This is a genomic window from Streptomyces sp. NPDC002680, assembly GCF_042889145.1.
Lineage (GTDB): Bacteria > Actinomycetota > Actinomycetes > Streptomycetales > Streptomycetaceae > Streptomyces > Streptomyces adonidis.
On the sequence record NZ_JBIAQP010000026.1, the window covers coordinates 1 to 15,787 of the forward strand.

The following is a 15,787-nucleotide window of genomic DNA, read 5'->3' on the forward strand; positions in this document are numbered from 1 at the left end:
GGCTGGAAGGTGGCGGCGGCCGGGGGAGGAGGTGGCAGGTGGGTGGGTGGGAAGGTCGCGCTGAACGCGCTCGTCCTCAAACGCCGGACGGGCTGGAGGGTGCCGGTCGGTGCTGAAGGTGCGGCGGGGTGGGTGGGAAGGCGGGGTGAACGCGCTTGTCCTCAAACGCCGGATGGGCTAAAAGGTGCCGGCCTGCGCTTGAGGAGTGGCGTCTGTGCTGTGGAAGTGGTGAGGGTGGGCTTGGGGTCAGGCTGCTGTTGGGCGTACGAGGCCTGACTCGTAGGCGAAGACCACCGCCTGTACGCGTGCGCGTGCGCCGATCTTGGCGAGGATGCGGCTGACGTGGGACTTGACCGTGGTCGGGGAGATCGACAGGCGGGTGGCGATCTCGGTGTTGGACCAACCGGCGGCGACCGCGGTGAGGACGTCGCGTTCGCGTCGGGTGAGGGCGTCGAGTTCCGTCTCGCGGTGGAGTGGGCCGGTGGTGTGTTCGTGGCGGACGGTGTCGATCAGGGCGCGGGTGAGGCTGGGGGTGGTGACGGCGTCTCCGGCGGCCACTATGCGGACGGCCGCCGCCAGTTCCTCGGGGGTGGCGTCCTGGGGGAGGAAACCGCCGGCTCCGGCGCGCAGGGCTGCGTAGGCGTGCCGCTCGTGGTCGGTGGGGGTCAGGAGCAGTACGCGCGGGCGGTGGTGCTTGGTGGTTCTGGCTGACTCCGTGATCGGGAGCAGGGTGGGAGGGCGGGTGATGCGGCTGATGACGTCGACCCCGTCCGTGTCGACCACCGAGGTGTCCATCAGGACGACATCGGGGCTGAGTGCGGCACTCATGCGTACCGCTTCGGCGCCGTTCCTCACCTCGCCCGCGACGGTCAGGTCGGGCTCGGCGGCGAGGAGCATGCGCAGGCCGAGACGCTGCAGGGACTGACGGTGGGCGACGAGTACGGAGGCCATGGCGGGCACTCTCCTTGTACGAAACCGTTTCGTTCACTTCGGTATTCGTCAGCCTAGCTCTCGGCGCTATCGAAACGGCTTCGTTTCGGGTGTGGTCTGGGTCACTTCTTTTTGGGGGTTGTCGTTCGCGCTGTTCCGATATATCGTTGACGCATCGCGACAGATCAACGACAAGACAACGAATGGAGTGGTTGCGATGCGTTCCCATGGAGAGGAATTCGGTCCGGGCTTCGGTTCCGGACGCGCACACGGTCATGGTGGTCCGGGGCGGCGAGCCGCCTTCGGTCCCTTCGGGCCCGGTTTCGGTGGTCCCGGGGGTCCTGGTGGTCCTGGCTTCGGCCCGGGTCCCTGGGGCGGGCGCGGCGGCCGGGGCGGACCGCGGGGCAGGGCGCGGCGCGGTGATGTCCGCGCGTCGATCCTGGCCCTGCTGAAGGACCGGCCCATGCACGGCTACGAGATGATCCAGGAGATCGCCGAGCGCAGCGGAGGGGCGTGGAAGCCCAGCCCCGGCTCGGTCTACCCCACCCTTCAGCTGCTGGAGGACGAGGGCCTGATCGTCAGCGAGACCGAGGGCGGCAAGAAGCTGTTCTCGCTCACCGAGGCCGGCCGTACGGCGGCCGACGAGGGTCCCGACGCACCCTGGGAAGAGGCCGGGCGCGGCGTCGACTGGGAGGCGCTGAACGACATCCGCCAGGCCGGCTTCGGTCTGATGGAGGCCTTCGGCCAGGTCTGGAAGACGGGCAGCAAGGAGCAGCGCGAGAAGGCGCTCACGGTCATCAACGAGGCCCGCAAGAAGCTGTATCTGATCCTCGCCGACGAGGACTGATGGGCCGCCCTCGGAGACATCTCCGCCGTCGGCGGCGTGTCCCCCTGGTGCGTACAGGCGCCCCGCGGAAGTGTCCGCGGGGCGTCTTTGTGCTGTCGTGCGGCGTGCATGGGCGGGCTCAGGACACCAGGCCGGCCAGTTTGCGCAGGGACTCGTTCAGTGCGGCCGTCCCCGAGTCCTTCAGCTTGCCGGCCATCAGGGAGACCGCCGCGCCGGTGAACTCGCCGTCGATCCGGACCGTCGTGGCGTCGCCGTCGGGCGTGAGGGTGTAGCGCGTGGCGACGGTCACGGCCATCGGGCCCTTGCCCCGGATCGACAGGGTGCGGGCGGGCTCCAACTCGTCGATGGTCCACTCGACCTCGGCCGGGAAGCCCATCAGCTTCATGTTCTCCTCGAAGGTGCCGCCGACCTCCAGTGCGGCGGGGCCGCCCTTCGGGAAGCTCGTGTGGGTCGCGTTCCACTCTCCGTACGCCGACCAGTCCGTCAGCTGCGCCCAGACCTTCTCCGCCGGTGCCTGGATGCGTGCCTCCGCGCTTATTTCGGCCATGCGACCACCTCTGTGTCTCGGGCTGCGGTGTCGCGGAACGTAGTCGTAAGGGCCTGAACATTCAATACTGATGAGGTGTCAGGTTCGCATCCGGGGGTCGGGCTCAGCTCACCCGCCGTATCACCGCCGCGTCGAACAGGTCCCACGCGCGCGGGAAGGGGCCTTCCTCGTGGCAGTGCCATGCCTCCCAGAACAGGTCGGCGAGCAGTGCGTCCGCCGGGGCGTAGACCCGGTAGACGTACTGTCTGCCGTCCGTGGCCGGCAGCGCCACCAGCCAGCACCCGCTCTCCATGTTGGAGTGGGACGTGCGAGGGAGTGCCCCGGTTGCGCCCGGGGCGTGCGGCAAGGGCCTGTGCGCCCCTTGCGTCGGCTTCGGGTCGGAGCGGCGTGATGTCATCCGTAAGGAGGAGATTCCGTCCCCGATGCCCACCTTCTGTGGGACGCGGAAATGGTGCGTCACGGGGATGACCGGATCGACTGGGACTGATGGGGTGGGGGATGTGCAACCCCGAATTCCCCGGCAGTCGACCACTGAGCACGGTGCGAACCGCGTGGACAACGATGCCAGGCTCACCGTAGAGCTGGCAGCGGTGGTGGCCGGTGCGCGCAGACGGGCGCTGCGGGACGGGGACCGGCAGATCGACACGGCCCATCTCCTGCACACCCTCCTGGAGTCCGATCCGGAGGTGCGCGCGGTGTTCGAGGGCGACGGCCCGCAGGTCGCGCGGCTGCTCGGCTATCTCGTGCAGCGCAGCATCGGGTACGGACTGCGCTGGCAGGGTTCCGTCGAGGATTCCGGGGCGCTGCCCGTACTCCCAGGGGCGGCGGGTACGGCCGTCGGCTGGTCGCCGGTCGCGGCGGGGGCGCTGGAGGAGGCGTGCGAGCGGGCCGGGCGGCGCGGTGACGCACGCGCGCGTGGCGTCGATCTGCTCGCGGCGATCGTCGGGGAGCCGGAGTCCCGGGCCGTCGAGGTGCTCGGGCGGGGCGGAGTCGACGCGGGGGAGCTGCTGGCCCGGCTGCGGCAGGCCGAATCGACGGTGGTGGTGTGGGAGGAGTACGTCTGGGGCGCTGACGGCGGTGGCTGAGGCGCGGGTGCGCTCGGCGGGCTCCGGCGGGCCGTCCAGCTCGTGAGACAGGTGTCATCGGGGATGACGGTCATGTCGTCGCCTGTCATCATGTGCCGGTGCGTACGTCAGGGAGCGGTGAGGTCGGTCGGGGCAGGGGTGTCGGGCTCGGGCTCGCACTGGTGTCGGCGGTCGCGTTCGGCGGTTCCGGGGTCGCGGCCAAGCCGCTGATCGAGGCGGGACTCGATCCCCTGCACATGGTGTGGCTGCGCGTGACGGGCGCCGCTCTAGTGATGCTGCCGCTGGCCGTGCGGCACCGCGCGCTGGTGCGCCGGCGGCCCGCGCTGCTCGCCGGGTTCGGACTGCTCGCGGTGGCCGGTGTCCAGGCCTTCTACTTCGCCTCGATCTCCCGCATCCCCGTAGGGGTCGCCCTGCTCGTCGAGTACCTCGCGCCCGCGCTCGTGCTCGGCTGGGTGCGGTTCGTGCAGCGGCGGCCCGTGACCCGCGCGGCCGCCCTCGGTGTCGTCCTCGCGGTCGGCGGGCTCGCCTGTGTCGTCGAGGTGTGGTCCGGGCTCAGCTTCGACGCGATGGGGCTGCTGCTCGCGCTCGCCGCCGCCTGCTGTCAGGTCGGCTACTTCGTCCTGTCCGACCAGGGCAGCGACGCGGGCGACGAGGCACCGGACCCGCTCGGCGTCATCGCGTACGGCCTCCTGGTCGGCGCCCTCGTGCTGACCGTCGTGGCGCGTCCGTGGGGCATGGACTGGTCCGTGCTCGGGGGCAGCGCGGACATGGACGGCACACCGGTCGCGGCCGGGCTGCTGCTGGGCTGGATCGTGCTCGTCGCCACCGTCGTCGCGTACGTCACCGGCGTGCTCTCCGTGCGGCGGCTCTCGCCGCAGGTCGCCGGTGTCGTGGCGTGTCTGGAGGCGGTCGTCGCGACCGTGCTGGCGTGGGTGCTGCTGGGCGAGCATCTGTCGGCGCCGCAGATCGTCGGGGGCGCGGTGGTGCTCGTGGGCGCGTTCATCGCGCAGTCGTCGGCGCCCGCCAAGGGGTCGGCCGAGCCCGTCGCCCGCGGACCCGAAAAGGATGTGGCGGCCCGTCGTACCGCCGCGTAGGGTCGCGATCATGCACGCGCGCGCACTCGTCCTTCCGCCTCCGGCCGCCTGAGGCGGGCTTCCCCGAGAACATGTCCGACGCATCGACTCGACGTCGGGCTGAACGGTTCTGCCCGCAGACGAAGTCCGAGGAACCCCGTCGAGCCGTCGCGCCTTGAGGGCCCGGGTCCTTTCGTCATCTTCCGCGCGGTCGTCGCCCTTCGGCCGGTCCCCGCGCGGCTGCGGAGAGACTCTCGTGTCGAACGTGTCGAACGCCGTTTCCGGCCTGCCCATCGGGCGAGGCCTGCTCTTTCTGATCGTCGCCGGTGCCGCCTGGGGCACCGCGGGCGCCGCCGCCTCCCTCGTCTACCGGGTGAGCGACATGGGCCCCGTCGCCCTCTCCTTCTGGCGCTGCGCGGGCGGCTTCGGGCTGCTGCTCATCGTCCGGTCGCTGCGCCGCCGCACGGCTGTCAGGCCCGGGCCGTGGCGCCGCAAGGCCCTGCGCGCCGGGGTCACCGGGCTCTCGCTCGCCGTGTTCCAGACCGCGTACTTCGCGTCCGTCCAAGCCACCGGCCTCGCGGTCGCCACTGTCGTCACCCTGGGCGCCGGGCCCGTCCTCATCGCGCTGGGCGCCCGGCTGACCATGGGCGAGCGGCTGGGCGCCGGCGGGACCGTCGCCGTCACCGGGGCGCTCACCGGGCTTGCCGTGCTGGTGCTGGGCAGTGGTGGCGCCGAGGTCCGGCCCTCGGGTGTCGCCTGGGCCACGCTGTCGGCGGCCGGGTACGCCCTGATGACCCTCCTCACCCGGTGGTGGGGGCGGGACGGAGCGACGGACGCCTTTGGTACGTCCGTCAGGGCCTTCGGCGTCACCACGCTGTGCCTGCTGCCGTTCGCGCTCGCCGAGGGACTCCTGCCGCACACCGGCGACGGCCTGCGGTTCATCGGGTTGGTGGTGTACGTCGCTGCCGTGCCGACCGCCCTCGCGTACGGGCTGTACTTCGCGGGGGCGGCCGTCGTCCGCTCGGCGACCGTTTCCGTGATCATGCTCCTGGAACCGGTGAGCGCGGCGGTCCTCGCCGTCACCCTGCTCGGTGAGCGGCTGACGGCGGCGACCGTCGTGGGCACCCTGCTGATGCTGGGCGCGGTGGCGGGGCTCGCGGTGGCGGAGACGCGCGGTGCCCGTGCCGGTGTGCTGGAGCGTGTGGAGCCCGGAGGGGTGTTCGACTGAGGCTCAGGCGTCCTGTGAGGCGCCCTTCGCGTCGCCGATCGCGTCCAGTTCCGCGATGGCGTCCGCCGGCAGCGTCAGATCCGCCGCCGCGATGTTCTCGCAGAGGTGGGTGCGTGAGGAGGTGCCCGGGATGAGGACGATGCTCGGCGAGCGCTGGAGCAGCCAGGCCAGGGCGACCTGCTGCGGCGAGGCGCCGAGACGGGCTGCGACCTCGGTCAGGGTCCGGGACTGGAGCGGAGTGAAGCCGCCGAGCGGGAAGAACGGCGCGAAGGCGATGTTCTCCGCCGCACACCGCTCGACCAGCGCGTCGTCCTCCCGGTTGGCCAGGTTGTAGAGGTTCTGCACGGTGACGACCGGGGCGATGGCCTGCGCCTCGGTCAACTGGGCGGCGCTGACCGCACTGACCCCGAGATGCCGGATCAGGCCTTCCTTCTGCAACTCGGCCAGGACCCCGAACTGCTCGCTGAGCGGCTGCTCACCGGCCATCTCGTCCGCACCGACCCGCAGGTTCACCACGTCGAGCACGTCCACGCCGAGGTTCCGGAGATTGTCGTGGACGGCCGACCTGAGGCTCTCGGGGTCCAGTGCGGGCAGCCAGCTGGCGTCGCTGCCGCGGCGGGCGCCAACCTTGGTGACGATGCGGAGATCGGCGGGGTAGGGGGACAGAGCCTTCCTGATGAGTTCGTTGACGACCGTGGGTCCGTAGAAGTCGCTGGTGTCGATGTGGGTGATGCCCCGGTCGACGGCCTCGCGCAGCACCGCCACGGCCTCGTCGGGGTCCTTGGGCGGCCCGAACACATGGGGGCCCGCCAGCTGCATGGCGCCGTACCCCATACGGGTCAGGGTCAGGCCCTCGGCCGGAGTGAGGGTTCCGCCGGAGACGGTGTCGGCCATGGTGATGCCTTTCGTCGCGTACCGCTGAAGTCGTCGTCGGACGCTGTGAGGCGTCGTGAGTCGTCGTCAGCCGTTGTCGTTCGTCGTTGTCCGGACCGACTCTGCCGCGATCCGTACCCGGGTGGCAGTACCCCGCTGTTCCTGGGGGCGACAGGGACACCCACATCCCGAGCCGTCCGAACTACGGTGGTGGGTATGGACGCCAACAACGTGCTCGGTGAGTTTCTGCGGGCCCGCCGGGAGCTGGTCCGGCCCGAGGACGTCGGGCTCAGCGGCGGCGGTCTGCGGCGGGTGCCCGGGCTGCGCCGGGAGGAGGTCGCGACCCTCGCCGGCATCAGCTCCGACTACTACCTGCGGCTTGAGCAGGGACGGGACCGCAATCCGTCCGTCCAGGTGCTCGAAGCGCTCGCCCGTGTGCTGCGCCTGGACCCCGACGCGACCCGCCACCTGGTCGGCCTGACGGGAACCGGGCGGCGGCCCGGACCGCGCGGGCGGGCGGCGAAGTCGGCTCAGGTGCCGGTGACCATCCGGAAGCTCATCGACGGCTGGACCACGAACCCCGCCTATGTGCAGAACCGGTACACCGACGTGGTCGTGGCGAACGCGCTGTGCCGCGCGCTGTCCCCGAACTACGTCCCCGGGGTGAACCTGCTGCGGACCGTGTTCCTGGACCCCACCGCGCGCGAACTGCACCGCGACTGGGAGGACCTGACCGCCGGGATCGTCGCGAGCGTGCGCGCGAGAGCCGGCGCCGACGTCGACGATCCGCGCCTGGTCGAACTGGTCGGGGAACTGTCCGTACGCAGCGAACGCTTCCGGGGGCTCTGGGGGCGTCACGACGTCGTCCCTATGCGCTCACGCGTCAGCAAACTGTCCCACCCTCAGGTCGGCGACCTCGACCTGTACTGCGACAAGCTCGACATCGGCGATTCGGACGGCCTCCTTCTCGTCGTATTCCACGCCGAGCCCGGCAGCCGTGACGCGGAGCTGCTGGGCCTGCTGGGGAGCCTCAACGCCCCGGAATTCGCAGGGCGTACGAAGGCCGACGAGCAGCAACCGCAGCAGCGGCGAGGCGATGCGCCGACCGCCGACGAGCCGAGCGCCGACGGGAGTTGAGGCCCGCTACAGCCCCCGCCTGCGTCGCTGAACCGCCAGCGCAGCCGCGTCCCGTGGCCCGCCCCGCGCCGCGAGGCCGGTCGCGATACGGTCCTGGACCTCCACCGGCTTCTTCTCGGCGTACTTGAACTTCGCCCGTACGTCCGTCACTTCGAGCCTGATGCCACGGATACCGGAGAGCATCCGCCCGTACGGCTCCTCGCCCGCCGCCACCCGTGCCGAGCCGCCCTCCGGCTGGAAGTGGCCCATCTGGCGGTTGAGCAGGGCGGTCTTCTCCGCCGGGTCGTCCACGACATGGGCGGTGCAGCGGAGTTGGACGGCCGCGTAGAAGCTCGTCGGGGTGCCGTGCTCGGGCGGGCCGTCCGGTGCGGCCTGCCACGGTCCGGGGATGAACGTGTAGTCGTCGACCACGCTGAGCAGGACGACCGGGTTCGCCTTCAGCGCGGGCCAGAGCGGGTTGGGGCGGGCCAGATGGGTGACCGCCTCGGCGCGCTCGGGGTCGTAGGCGAAGTGCAGCGGCTGGACGTACGGTGCTTCGCCCGGCAGGCCGTTGACCGCGAGCTGGCCGAAGTCGTGGACGGACAGCCACTGTTGCCACTCCGTGTCCTCGCGCGGAGCGTCCCAGGGATGGATCAGCATCGGGATCAGAGAGCCTTGAGATAGTCGGGGAGCTGGGTGCCGGGCGCCAACTCGGCGTCCGCGAGCGGGGTTTCGTATCCCTTGCGCAGCGGGACCACACCGGCCCAGTGGGGGAGGGCGAGGTCCTCGGGTTCGTCGTTCACCCCGCCCGTGCGCACCTTCGCGGAGACCTCGGCGAGGTCGATGCGGATCACGGCGGTGGCGGCCAGTTCCTTGGCGTTGGCGGGCCGTGAGTCCGCCGAGCGGCCGGCCACGACGTTGTCGACCAGGACGTCCAGGGCCAGCCGCTTCTCGTCCGGGTCCGTCACCTGGTGGGCGAGGCCGTGGACGACCACCGAGCGGTAGTTGATCGAGTGGTGGAAGGCGGACCGGGCCAGGATCAGCGCGTCCACGTGCGTGACCGTCAGACAGACCGGCAGCCCCGGGTCCGCCTTGCCCGTCATCCGCAGCGGGCGCGAGCCCGTCGATCCGTGCACGTAGAGGCGCTCGCCGATCCGCCCGTACAGCGTCGGCAGCACGACCGGCGCGCCGTCCCGGACGAAGCCGAGGTGGCAGACGTACCCCTCGTCGAGGATCGCGTGCACCGACTCCTTGTCGTACGAGGCCCGGTTCGCGGAGCGGGTGGGGACCGTGCGGTCGGTGGGGCCGTAGGTGTCGTCGGCCGTGTTCTGTGCTGTGTCCTCTGCGGTGGTCCCCGGCATCGCGGTCTCCTTGCGGTTCATATTGCACTAGTGCATAATCTATGTTGTGCTAGGAGAATATCTGATCGAAGGTCGGGGCGCAGCAGAGATTTCCGCGAGCGTCGAGCGCGCGGTGGGTGCGGGTGAGCTGGAACCCGGTCAACTGCTGCCGCCCATGCGGGAGTTGGCGGAGCGGCTCGGGGTGAATCCCAATACCGTCGCCGCCGCCTATCGCACGCTGCGTGAACGCGGGGTCATCGAGACCCATGGGCGGCGCGGCAGCCGGGTGCGCTCCAAGCCGGCCACCACCGGGCGTGAGTACATCCGGGTGGAGGTGCCGTCCGGTGTGCGGGACGTGGCGCACGGCAATCCCGATCCGGCGCTGCTGCCCTCACTGGCGGGGGCGTTCGCGGCGGCCGGCGAGCTGAGCGACCGGGTGCCGGTGCTCTACGGCGACGCCACCGTGGAACCGGAGCTGGCCCGGATCGCCCGCGCCGACCTCGCCGCCGACGGTGTGCCGGACGGGCCCCTCGCCGTCACCTCCGGTTCGCTGGACAGCATCGAGCGCGTCCTCGCCGTACACCTCAAGCCCGGTGACACCGTCGCCGTCGAGGACCCCGGGTGGGGCGGCCTGCTGGACCTCGTGCCGGCGCTCGGGCTGCGCATGGTCCCGGTGGGCGTCGACGACGAGGGGCCGCTCGCCGAGGACGTACGGCGGGCGCTGGCGGGCGGGGCCCGGGCGCTGATCGTCACGGACCGGGCGCAGAACCCGACCGGGGCCGTGGTGAGCGCCACGCGCGCGCGTGCCCTGCGTTCCGTGCTCCGGGAGCACCCGGAGACCCTGCTCATCGAGGACGACCACGGCTACCGGATCGTCGACCAGCCCCTCCACCCGCTGGCCGGGGTCACCCGGCACTGGGCGTTCGTCCGCTCGGTCGCCAAGGCGTACGGTCCAGATCTGCGCCTCGCCGTCCTCACCGGGGACCCCGTCACCGTCGACCGGGTCCTGGGGCGGCAGCGGCTCGGGCCGGGGTGGGTCAGCAGGCTGCTGCAACGGGCCGTCGTGCGGCTGTGGGCCGACGACGCGCTGGACGCGCGTGCGGTGGCCTCGGCGTACGGGCGGCGCAGGGACGCGCTGATCGACGCGCTCGCGCGGCGCGGGGTCGAGGCGCACGGGCGCAGCGGGCTGAACGTGTGGATCCCGGTCCCTGACGAGACCGGCGCGGTCGCCCGGCTGCTGCACGCCGGCTGGGCCGTCGCCCCCGGCGCCCGCTTCCGGATGAACGCGCCGCCCGGGATCCGGGTGACTGTCGCGACGCTGACGGAGGTGGAGACGGGGTCGTTGGCGGATGCGATTGCTTCGGCGGTGGGGCCGGTGGGGTCGGTGGGTGCGCGGACCTACGTCTAGGACTGGTCCGCTCGCTCGTGGTGGCTCGGCAGGCCGCGGTGCTCCGGTTGGGTGCCGGGTGCCGGGTGCCGGGTGCCGGTGGGCGGGTGGGCGGGTGTGGTGCGTCCGCCTGTCAGGCGGAGGTGGTGTTCGCATCAACCGGTGCCGAGGTTGCGGGCCCCCGGCCGGGCGAAGTCGCGAGTGGGGGAAGCGGCGCCACGGCAACACCGCTGGGCCCTCCTGGGGGAAGGCGCCCGCTGGAGCGGCCGAGGTTGTCGGCACCCGGCGTCTCCGGCGTGAGCCGCCGCAGGCTCCAGGGATCGGCGGCGAGCCGCTCAGGAGTCGGTCAGCGGGCAGGCCGCGCCCGGCGGCCGGTGCCGGCCTGGGTGAGGGCTGCTCCGGCCAGCACTATCACCGCGCCCACCGGTGTCGACCACGTCAGGGTCTCGCCGAGCAGGGTGACGCCCGCGACCGTGGCGATGACCGGGATGAAGTACGTGACCATCTGAGCGGTCGTCGGGCCCGTCTCGGCGACCAGGCCGTACTGCAGCAGCATCGCGAAGCCCGTGCCCAGTGCGCCCAGAGCGACGATCGCGAGCAGCGGGCCGACGGGGAGGCCGTCGGGTATGGAGGTGAACAGCGGTGTCACCACGGCCAGTTGGAGTGTGGCCAGCAGCAACTGGGCGCCGCTGAGTGACAGATGGGAGTGGCTCGAACCCGCCAGGGTGCGGCGGACGTAGATCCAGCCGATCGGGTAGCTGAGCGAGGCCAGCAGAGCCAGCGCCGTGCCCTTCGCGTCCAGGCCGTGGAAGCCCTGCCACGCGCCGAGAACGGTCAGCACACCTATGAAGCCCAGGCCGAGACCGGCCACCCGCACCCGTGTCGGACGGTCCTCGGAGAGCGCGACCAGGGACAGGGCCATGCCCCACAGCGGCGAGGTCGCGTTGCAGATGCCGGCCAGGGTGGACGGGATCGTCAGCTCCGCGTACGCGAACAGGGAGAACGGCAGTGCGTTCAGGAGGAACGCGGCCACCGCCAGGTGTCCCCACGTGCGTGTGCCCCGGGGGAGTCGCTCCCGCTTCACGGCCAGCGCCGCCGCCAGGACCGCCGTACCGAACAGCAGCCGGCCGAAGGTGACCTGGAACGGGGCGAATCCCTGTGTGCCGACCTTGATCAGCAGGAAGCTGAAGCCCCAGATCAGGGAGAGGACGCCGAAGCGGATGCGCCAGTCGAACGCGGGGTTGCGGCGGCGGGCCGCGGAGGTCGTGGGTGTGAGTGCTGGTGTCGTGGGGTTTGCGGTGGTGGGGCGGCTCATGCTCCTACGGTCCCCGAGTTGATCTCGTAGCACAAGCGAGCATTTGTTCGGCTCATCTCGTAGAATCGCTTACATGTTGAATCTGGAGCGCCTGCGTACGCTCGACGCCCTCGCCCGGCACGGCTCGGTCAGTGGGGCGGCCGAGGGGCTGCATGTGACGACGTCGGCCGTCTCTCAGCAGATGTCCAAGCTGGAGCGGGAGGTGGGGCAGCAGCTCCTCGCCAAGAACGGGCGGGGAGTGCGGCTCACCGACGCCGGGCGGCTGCTCGCCGACCATGCCGCGCGCATCCTGTCCCAGGTCGAGCTGGCGCAGTCCGATCTGGAGGCTCAGCGCGGGCAGGTGGTGGGCGAGCTGCGGTTGTCGGCGTTCCCTACCGCCGCGCGCGGGCTGTTCCCGGCCGCGCTCGCGGCCCTGCGGGCGGAGCATCCCGGGTTGCGGGTGCGGTCGTGCGAGCTTGAACCGGAGGCGGGGGTCGCCGGGGTGGTGCGGGGGGATCTCGACCTGGCGGTCGTGCTCGACTGGTACAACAAGCCGATGCCGTTGCCCGACGGGCTGGTGAAGGCGGCGATCCTGGACGATCCGGCGGATGTGGCGATGCCGGTCGGGCATCCGCTCGCGGGTCGGAGCGAGGTGGATCTCGGGGAGTTCGCCGAGGACGAGTGGATCACTTGGGCCGAGGGGGAGTTCTGTCATGAGTGGCTGATGTTCACGCTGCGGTCGAAGGGGGTCGAGCCGTGTATCGGGCATCGTGCGGCGGAGACGCATACGCAGTTGGGGTTGGTCGCGGCGGGGCTTGGTGTGTGCATCGCGCCGCTGCTCGGGCGGCATCCTGTGCCTGACGGGGTTGTCACCGTGCCGCTTCGGCAGCGGGTGCGGCGGCATGTGTACGTGGTGTGGCGGGCGGATGCTGATCGGCGGCCGTCGATTCGGGCGGCGGTGGATGCGTTGCGGGTGGCGGGGCGGGGGGTTGGGTAGGGTTTTCGCCCCCGCCGCCCTTACCCGTCCCATCCCTGGGGGCTGCGCCCCCAGACCCCCCTTTCGGCCTGAACGGCCTCGTCCTCAAACGCCGGACGGGCTGAAATGACTACTGCGCCGGCAGTTTGCGGAAGTCCCAGGAGACGATTTTTTCCGGGGTCAGGCGTATCCAGGCGTGTCTGCCGTCGTGGGGCATTTCGTCCAGGCGGAAGTTCTTGCGGGCGAACAGGGTCTCCGGGACGTCCAGTTCGGCGCGCAGCTCTCCCGTGCGGGGGGACTCGCCCACGAACTCGACCGCGCCTGACAGCTCGACGCCGCGCAGTTCGTCGTACTCCTCGCCCGTATCGACGACGATCGCGACCCGCGGGTCGCGGCACAGGTGGGTCCAGCGCTTGCTGCGGACCACCGAGTACAGCCACATCGAGGTGCCGTCCCAGGCGAACCACAGTGTGCTCACATGCGGAGCGCCCTCCGCCGAGACGGTGGCGACCCGGCAGGTGCGCTGGGTCGTCAGGAACTCGTCCAGCTCGCCCGGCGTCATCATGATCTTCCGGCCTCGGCGCTGAGTGACGGTCATGCGTTCCCCCCTCTTGTTCTCCCACGTCGTGTCAGAGGGGATCCTCTGACATCACGTCAGAAAAGAAAATGGGTCGTCTTCCGCCCATCCGTGACCAGCGTTACTCTCCATCGCCATGCCGTCGTACGAACAGCTCAGCGAACTCCTCGACCCCGCCACCACGGTCCTGCTCACCGTCGAGTGCCAGCAGGGCGTCGTCGGGCCGGACAGCGCCCTGCCCGAACTCGCCGCGGAGGCGCGGTCGTCGGGGGCGCTCGCCCGGGTCGCCCGGTTGGTCGCCGCCGCCCACGAGACCGGTGTCCAGGTCATCCACGCGGTCGCCGAGCGCCGGCCGGACGGGCGCGGCGCCAACCGCAACGCCCGGCTGTTCCGCGCCGCCGAACGGCTCCCCGTCCAGCAGCTCTCCGGTACCACCGCGGTGCGTGTCGCACCACCCATCGAGGTCGCCGACGAGGACTTCGTCGTACCGCGGCTGCACGGCCTGTCGCCGATCCAGGGCACCGACGTCGACGCCCTGCTGCGCAACCTCGGCTGCCGCACGCTGATCGTGACCGGGGTCTCGGCCAACGTCGCGATTCCCAACGCCGTGTTCGACGCCGTGAACCGCGGATACACCGTCGTCGTCCCCAGGGACGCCATCGCGGGGGTGCCCTCCGACTACACCCCCGCGATGATCCGCAACACCCTCGCGCTGGTCGCCACGGTCGCTACCACCGACGAGGTGCTGGCCTGTCTCAGGGGGAGGGTCAGGCGAGTGTGATCGAGTCCCCGGAGACGGTGATCTCCTCGGCGGCCAGCGCCTCGGTCGCGGGGCCCTTCTTCACGCTGCCGTCCGTGACCGAGAACTCGCTGTTGTGGCACGGACAGGTGATGACGCCGTTGGTGACCCCCGTCACCGCACAGCCCGCGTGCGTGCACTTGGAGGAGAAGGCCTTGTAGGTGCCCGCCGTCGGCTGGGTGATCACCACACCCTGGTCCTTGAAGATTTTGCCACCGCCCTCCGGGATGTCGGTGGTCTTCGCGAGGGCGGTGCCGGCGGCGGCGCCCTGTTCGGTGGCGGAGTCGGACGAGTCGTCCTCCGACCCGCAAGCGGTCAGCGCGACGGCGAGCCCCGCCGCGCCGGCCGCCGCCATGACCGTACGACGGGCCGGTCCCGATAGGGGCTGAAGCGAGGCGCTGCTCATGCTGGCGTTTCCTTCCGAAGGCGTTTTCAGGATCTGTGCGGAGATACGAACCCCGTGTGCGCGCCGTTCAGACGCGCGGGCATCCGGCCGGGAACAGCCCCAGTAACCTGGGGCGATGCTCAAGGAAGTCATCGCGACCCGCTACATCACGCCCCTGCGTGAGGGCGGTTCGCTGCCGGGACTCGTCGAGGCCGACGATCTCGGGACGTATGTGCTCAAGTTCAGGGGTGCGGGACAGGGGCGTAAGACGCTCGTCGCCGAAGTCGTGTGTGGCGAGCTGGGGCGGCGGTTGGGGCTGCGGGTGCCGGGGCTGGTTGCCGTCGAGCTCGATCCGGTGCTGGGGCTCGGTGAACCCGACGAACAGGTGCAGGGGCTGCTCAAGGCGAGCGGTGGCACCAATCTCGGCATGGACTTCCTGTCGGGGGCTCTCGGGTTCGATCCGCTCGCCTTCGGAGTGGGCGCCGAGGAGGCCGGGCGGGTGGTGTGGTTCGACGCGCTCGTCAACAACGTCGACCGGTCCTGGCGCAACCCCAACCTGCTCATGTGGCACGGCCGGTTGTGGCTCATCGACCATGGCGCCACGATGATCTGGCATCACCACTGGCCCGGCGCCCGGGCCTCCGCCGCCAAGCCGTACGACGTCTCCGAGCACGCCCTCGCGCGGTTCGGCCCCGACATCGCCTCGGCCGCCGCCGAACTGGCGCCGCTGGTCACCGAGGAACTGCTCGCCGAGGTGACAGCCGAGATCCCCGACGCCTGGCTCGCGGACGAACCCGGGTTCGACTCGCCGGACGCGCTCCGACGGGCCTACGCGGAGCCGCTCCTCGCGCGCGCGGCCGTCATCCACGAGCGGATCACCAATGGGGGGACCGCATGAGCGAGCGGGACGTCTTCGAGTACGCGCTGCTGCGGGTCGTGCCGCGGATCGAGCGCGGCGAATGTTTCAACGCGGGTGTGCTGGTGTACTGCCGCGCCAAGTCCTTCGTCGCCGCGCGAACGCATCTCGATGAGGGGAAGCTGCGGGCGCTGGACCCCGCCGCCGACATCGACGGCGTGCGGGCCGCACTGCGTGCCGTGGAAGGGGTCTGTGCGGGCGGTGACGCCGCGGGCCAGGCCGCACCCGACGATGCCGGGCGGCGCTTCCGCTGGCTGATCGCCCCGCGCTCCACGGTCGTACAGCCGGGGCCCGTGCACACCGGGCTCACCGCCGACCCGCGGGCCGAAGCGGAGCGACTGCTCGACCTGCTGGTCAGGTGATGACAAGCAATGACGGGTAATGGCTCACACCGGCCTGACATGCCGTTGACAC

The 15,787-nt window shown here is 71.2% G+C and carries 19 protein-coding genes; 10 read left to right on the forward strand and 9 right to left on the reverse strand.

Translation table 11 applies throughout. The features are described 5' to 3' along the window. Positions 1-246 precede the first annotated feature (246 nt). Complete coding sequence (locus ACFYXF_RS46245) at positions 247-951, reverse strand: LuxR C-terminal-related transcriptional regulator (RefSeq protein WP_389359327.1); 705 nt, start codon at positions 949-951, stop codon at positions 247-249. Positions 952-1,147: 196 nt separating this feature from the next. On the opposite strand from ACFYXF_RS46245, the gene ACFYXF_RS46250 reads away from it, so the two are divergent. Then, the gene (locus ACFYXF_RS46250; protein ID WP_389359329.1) at positions 1,148-1,777 is read left to right on the forward strand and encodes a PadR family transcriptional regulator; all 630 of its coding nucleotides are present in this window, start codon (positions 1,148-1,150) and stop codon (positions 1,775-1,777) included. Between the two features lie 118 nt (positions 1,778-1,895). Here ACFYXF_RS46250 and ACFYXF_RS46255 read toward each other — a convergent pair whose 3' ends face one another. Both ACFYXF_RS46255 and ACFYXF_RS46260 read right to left on the reverse strand, forming a co-directional pair. Continuing rightward, positions 1,896-2,324: an SRPBCC family protein gene (locus tag ACFYXF_RS46255; RefSeq protein WP_389359331.1), complete on the reverse strand. Its 429-nt coding sequence runs from the start codon at positions 2,322-2,324 to the stop codon at positions 1,896-1,898. A gap of 103 nt (positions 2,325-2,427) precedes the next feature. Continuing rightward, positions 2,428-2,616: a hypothetical protein gene (locus ACFYXF_RS46260; RefSeq protein ID WP_389359334.1), complete on the reverse strand. Its 189-nt coding sequence runs from the start codon at positions 2,614-2,616 to the stop codon at positions 2,428-2,430. Between the two features lie 172 nt (positions 2,617-2,788). Between ACFYXF_RS46260 and ACFYXF_RS46265 the strand changes: the two genes are divergently transcribed. The 3 genes from ACFYXF_RS46265 to ACFYXF_RS46275 all read left to right on the forward strand — a co-directional run bounded on the left by ACFYXF_RS46265 (position 2,789) and on the right by ACFYXF_RS46275 (position 5,710). Continuing rightward, on the forward strand, positions 2,789-3,409 hold the full coding sequence (locus ACFYXF_RS46265) for a Clp protease N-terminal domain-containing protein (RefSeq protein WP_389359336.1): 621 nt from the start codon (positions 2,789-2,791) through the stop codon (positions 3,407-3,409). 92 nt (positions 3,410-3,501) lie between these two features. Further along, positions 3,502-4,503 carry a DMT family transporter gene (locus ACFYXF_RS46270; RefSeq protein WP_389359338.1) on the forward strand — a complete coding sequence of 334 codons (1,002 nt, stop codon included), beginning with the start codon at positions 3,502-3,504 and terminating at the stop codon, positions 4,501-4,503. A gap of 244 nt (positions 4,504-4,747) precedes the next feature. Continuing rightward, positions 4,748-5,710, forward strand: a complete 963-nt coding sequence (locus tag ACFYXF_RS46275; RefSeq protein ID WP_389359577.1) for a DMT family transporter — start codon at positions 4,748-4,750, stop codon at positions 5,708-5,710. Between the two features lie 3 nt (positions 5,711-5,713). Here ACFYXF_RS46275 and ACFYXF_RS46280 read toward each other — a convergent pair whose 3' ends face one another. After that, positions 5,714-6,604, reverse strand: coding sequence for an oxidoreductase (locus ACFYXF_RS46280; protein ID WP_389359340.1), 891 nt, complete (start codon positions 6,602-6,604; stop codon positions 5,714-5,716). Between the two features lie 195 nt (positions 6,605-6,799). Here ACFYXF_RS46280 and ACFYXF_RS46285 point away from each other — a divergent pair, with 195 nt between their 5' ends. Further along, positions 6,800-7,720, forward strand: a complete 921-nt coding sequence (locus tag ACFYXF_RS46285) for a helix-turn-helix domain-containing protein (protein ID WP_389359342.1) — start codon at positions 6,800-6,802, stop codon at positions 7,718-7,720. A 6-nt stretch (positions 7,721-7,726) separates the two neighbouring features. Here ACFYXF_RS46285 and ACFYXF_RS46290 read toward each other — a convergent pair whose 3' ends face one another. Together ACFYXF_RS46290 and ACFYXF_RS46295 are read right to left on the reverse strand one after the other, a co-directional pair. Beyond that, the gene (locus ACFYXF_RS46290; RefSeq protein ID WP_389359344.1) at positions 7,727-8,359 is read right to left on the reverse strand and encodes an FMN-binding negative transcriptional regulator; all 633 of its coding nucleotides are present in this window, start codon (positions 8,357-8,359) and stop codon (positions 7,727-7,729) included. A 5-nt stretch (positions 8,360-8,364) separates the two neighbouring features. After that, positions 8,365-9,060, reverse strand: a complete 696-nt coding sequence (locus ACFYXF_RS46295) for a pyridoxamine 5'-phosphate oxidase family protein (RefSeq protein WP_389359346.1) — start codon at positions 9,058-9,060, stop codon at positions 8,365-8,367. Between the two features lie 46 nt (positions 9,061-9,106). Between ACFYXF_RS46295 and ACFYXF_RS46300 the strand changes: the two genes are divergently transcribed. Continuing rightward, positions 9,107-10,447: an aminotransferase class I/II-fold pyridoxal phosphate-dependent enzyme gene (locus ACFYXF_RS46300; RefSeq protein ID WP_389359348.1), complete on the forward strand. Its 1,341-nt coding sequence runs from the start codon at positions 9,107-9,109 to the stop codon at positions 10,445-10,447. Positions 10,448-10,772: 325 nt separating this feature from the next. On the opposite strand, the gene ACFYXF_RS46305 is transcribed toward ACFYXF_RS46300, so the two are convergent. Further along, a complete protein-coding gene (locus tag ACFYXF_RS46305; protein ID WP_389359350.1) occupies positions 10,773-11,741 on the reverse strand; it encodes a DMT family transporter in 969 nt (322 codons plus the stop codon). Positions 11,742-11,814: 73 nt separating this feature from the next. Between ACFYXF_RS46305 and ACFYXF_RS46310 the strand changes: the two genes are divergently transcribed. Further along, positions 11,815-12,717 carry a LysR family transcriptional regulator gene (locus ACFYXF_RS46310; RefSeq protein WP_389359352.1) on the forward strand — a complete coding sequence of 301 codons (903 nt, stop codon included), beginning with the start codon at positions 11,815-11,817 and terminating at the stop codon, positions 12,715-12,717. A gap of 109 nt (positions 12,718-12,826) precedes the next feature. Here ACFYXF_RS46310 and ACFYXF_RS46315 read toward each other — a convergent pair whose 3' ends face one another. Continuing rightward, positions 12,827-13,294, reverse strand: coding sequence for a pyridoxamine 5'-phosphate oxidase family protein (locus ACFYXF_RS46315; RefSeq protein WP_389359354.1), 468 nt, complete (start codon positions 13,292-13,294; stop codon positions 12,827-12,829). A gap of 115 nt (positions 13,295-13,409) precedes the next feature. On the opposite strand from ACFYXF_RS46315, the gene ACFYXF_RS46320 reads away from it, so the two are divergent. Then, positions 13,410-14,054: an isochorismatase family protein gene (locus tag ACFYXF_RS46320; RefSeq protein WP_389359356.1), complete on the forward strand. Its 645-nt coding sequence runs from the start codon at positions 13,410-13,412 to the stop codon at positions 14,052-14,054. On the opposite strand, the gene ACFYXF_RS46325 is transcribed toward ACFYXF_RS46320, so the two are convergent. Further along, positions 14,041-14,478: a Rieske (2Fe-2S) protein gene (locus ACFYXF_RS46325; RefSeq protein WP_389359358.1), complete on the reverse strand. Its 438-nt coding sequence runs from the start codon at positions 14,476-14,478 to the stop codon at positions 14,041-14,043. The two genes, ACFYXF_RS46320 and ACFYXF_RS46325, sit on opposite strands and share 14 nt — an antisense overlap. Positions 14,479-14,593: 115 nt before the next feature. On the opposite strand from ACFYXF_RS46325, the gene ACFYXF_RS46330 reads away from it, so the two are divergent. Together ACFYXF_RS46330 and ACFYXF_RS46335 are read left to right on the forward strand one after the other, a co-directional pair. Beyond that, positions 14,594-15,355 (forward strand): HipA family kinase, encoded by a 762-nt coding sequence (locus ACFYXF_RS46330; protein WP_389359360.1) that lies wholly within the window; start codon positions 14,594-14,596, stop codon positions 15,353-15,355. Then, positions 15,352-15,735 (forward strand): DUF3037 domain-containing protein, encoded by a 384-nt coding sequence (locus ACFYXF_RS46335; protein WP_389359362.1) that lies wholly within the window; start codon positions 15,352-15,354, stop codon positions 15,733-15,735. The genes ACFYXF_RS46330 and ACFYXF_RS46335 overlap by 4 nt, the downstream gene beginning before the upstream one ends. Positions 15,736-15,787 lie beyond the last annotated feature (52 nt).

What these genes read in the sequence shown, in the direction of transcription:
- ACFYXF_RS46245 (WP_389359327.1), bottom strand. Translation starts at nt 951, where the DNA reads ATGGCCTCCGTACTCGTCGCCCACCGTCAGTCCCTGCAGCGTCTCGGC.
- ACFYXF_RS46250 (WP_389359329.1), top strand. Translation starts at nt 1,148, where the DNA reads ATGCGTTCCCATGGAGAGGAATTCGGTCCGGGCTTCGGTTCCGGACGC.
- ACFYXF_RS46255 (WP_389359331.1), bottom strand. Translation starts at nt 2,324, where the DNA reads ATGGCCGAAATAAGCGCGGAGGCACGCATCCAGGCACCGGCGGAGAAG.
- ACFYXF_RS46260 (WP_389359334.1), bottom strand. Translation starts at nt 2,616, where the DNA reads ATGGAGAGCGGGTGCTGGCTGGTGGCGCTGCCGGCCACGGACGGCAGA.
- ACFYXF_RS46265 (WP_389359336.1), top strand. Translation starts at nt 2,789, where the DNA reads ATGACCGGATCGACTGGGACTGATGGGGTGGGGGATGTGCAACCCCGA.
- ACFYXF_RS46280 (WP_389359340.1), bottom strand. Translation starts at nt 6,604, where the DNA reads ATGGCCGACACCGTCTCCGGCGGAACCCTCACTCCGGCCGAGGGCCTG.
- ACFYXF_RS46285 (WP_389359342.1), top strand. Translation starts at nt 6,800, where the DNA reads ATGGACGCCAACAACGTGCTCGGTGAGTTTCTGCGGGCCCGCCGGGAG.
- ACFYXF_RS46290 (WP_389359344.1), bottom strand. Translation starts at nt 8,359, where the DNA reads ATGCTGATCCATCCCTGGGACGCTCCGCGCGAGGACACGGAGTGGCAA.
- ACFYXF_RS46295 (WP_389359346.1), bottom strand. Translation starts at nt 9,060, where the DNA reads ATGCCGGGGACCACCGCAGAGGACACAGCACAGAACACGGCCGACGAC.
- ACFYXF_RS46305 (WP_389359350.1), bottom strand. Translation starts at nt 11,741, where the DNA reads ATGAGCCGCCCCACCACCGCAAACCCCACGACACCAGCACTCACACCC.
- ACFYXF_RS46310 (WP_389359352.1), top strand. Translation starts at nt 11,815, where the DNA reads ATGTTGAATCTGGAGCGCCTGCGTACGCTCGACGCCCTCGCCCGGCAC.
- ACFYXF_RS46315 (WP_389359354.1), bottom strand. Translation starts at nt 13,294, where the DNA reads ATGACCGTCACTCAGCGCCGAGGCCGGAAGATCATGATGACGCCGGGC.
- ACFYXF_RS46320 (WP_389359356.1), top strand. Translation starts at nt 13,410, where the DNA reads ATGCCGTCGTACGAACAGCTCAGCGAACTCCTCGACCCCGCCACCACG.
- ACFYXF_RS46325 (WP_389359358.1), bottom strand. Translation starts at nt 14,478, where the DNA reads ATGAGCAGCGCCTCGCTTCAGCCCCTATCGGGACCGGCCCGTCGTACG.
- ACFYXF_RS46330 (WP_389359360.1), top strand. Translation starts at nt 14,594, where the DNA reads ATGCTCAAGGAAGTCATCGCGACCCGCTACATCACGCCCCTGCGTGAG.
- ACFYXF_RS46335 (WP_389359362.1), top strand. Translation starts at nt 15,352, where the DNA reads ATGAGCGAGCGGGACGTCTTCGAGTACGCGCTGCTGCGGGTCGTGCCG.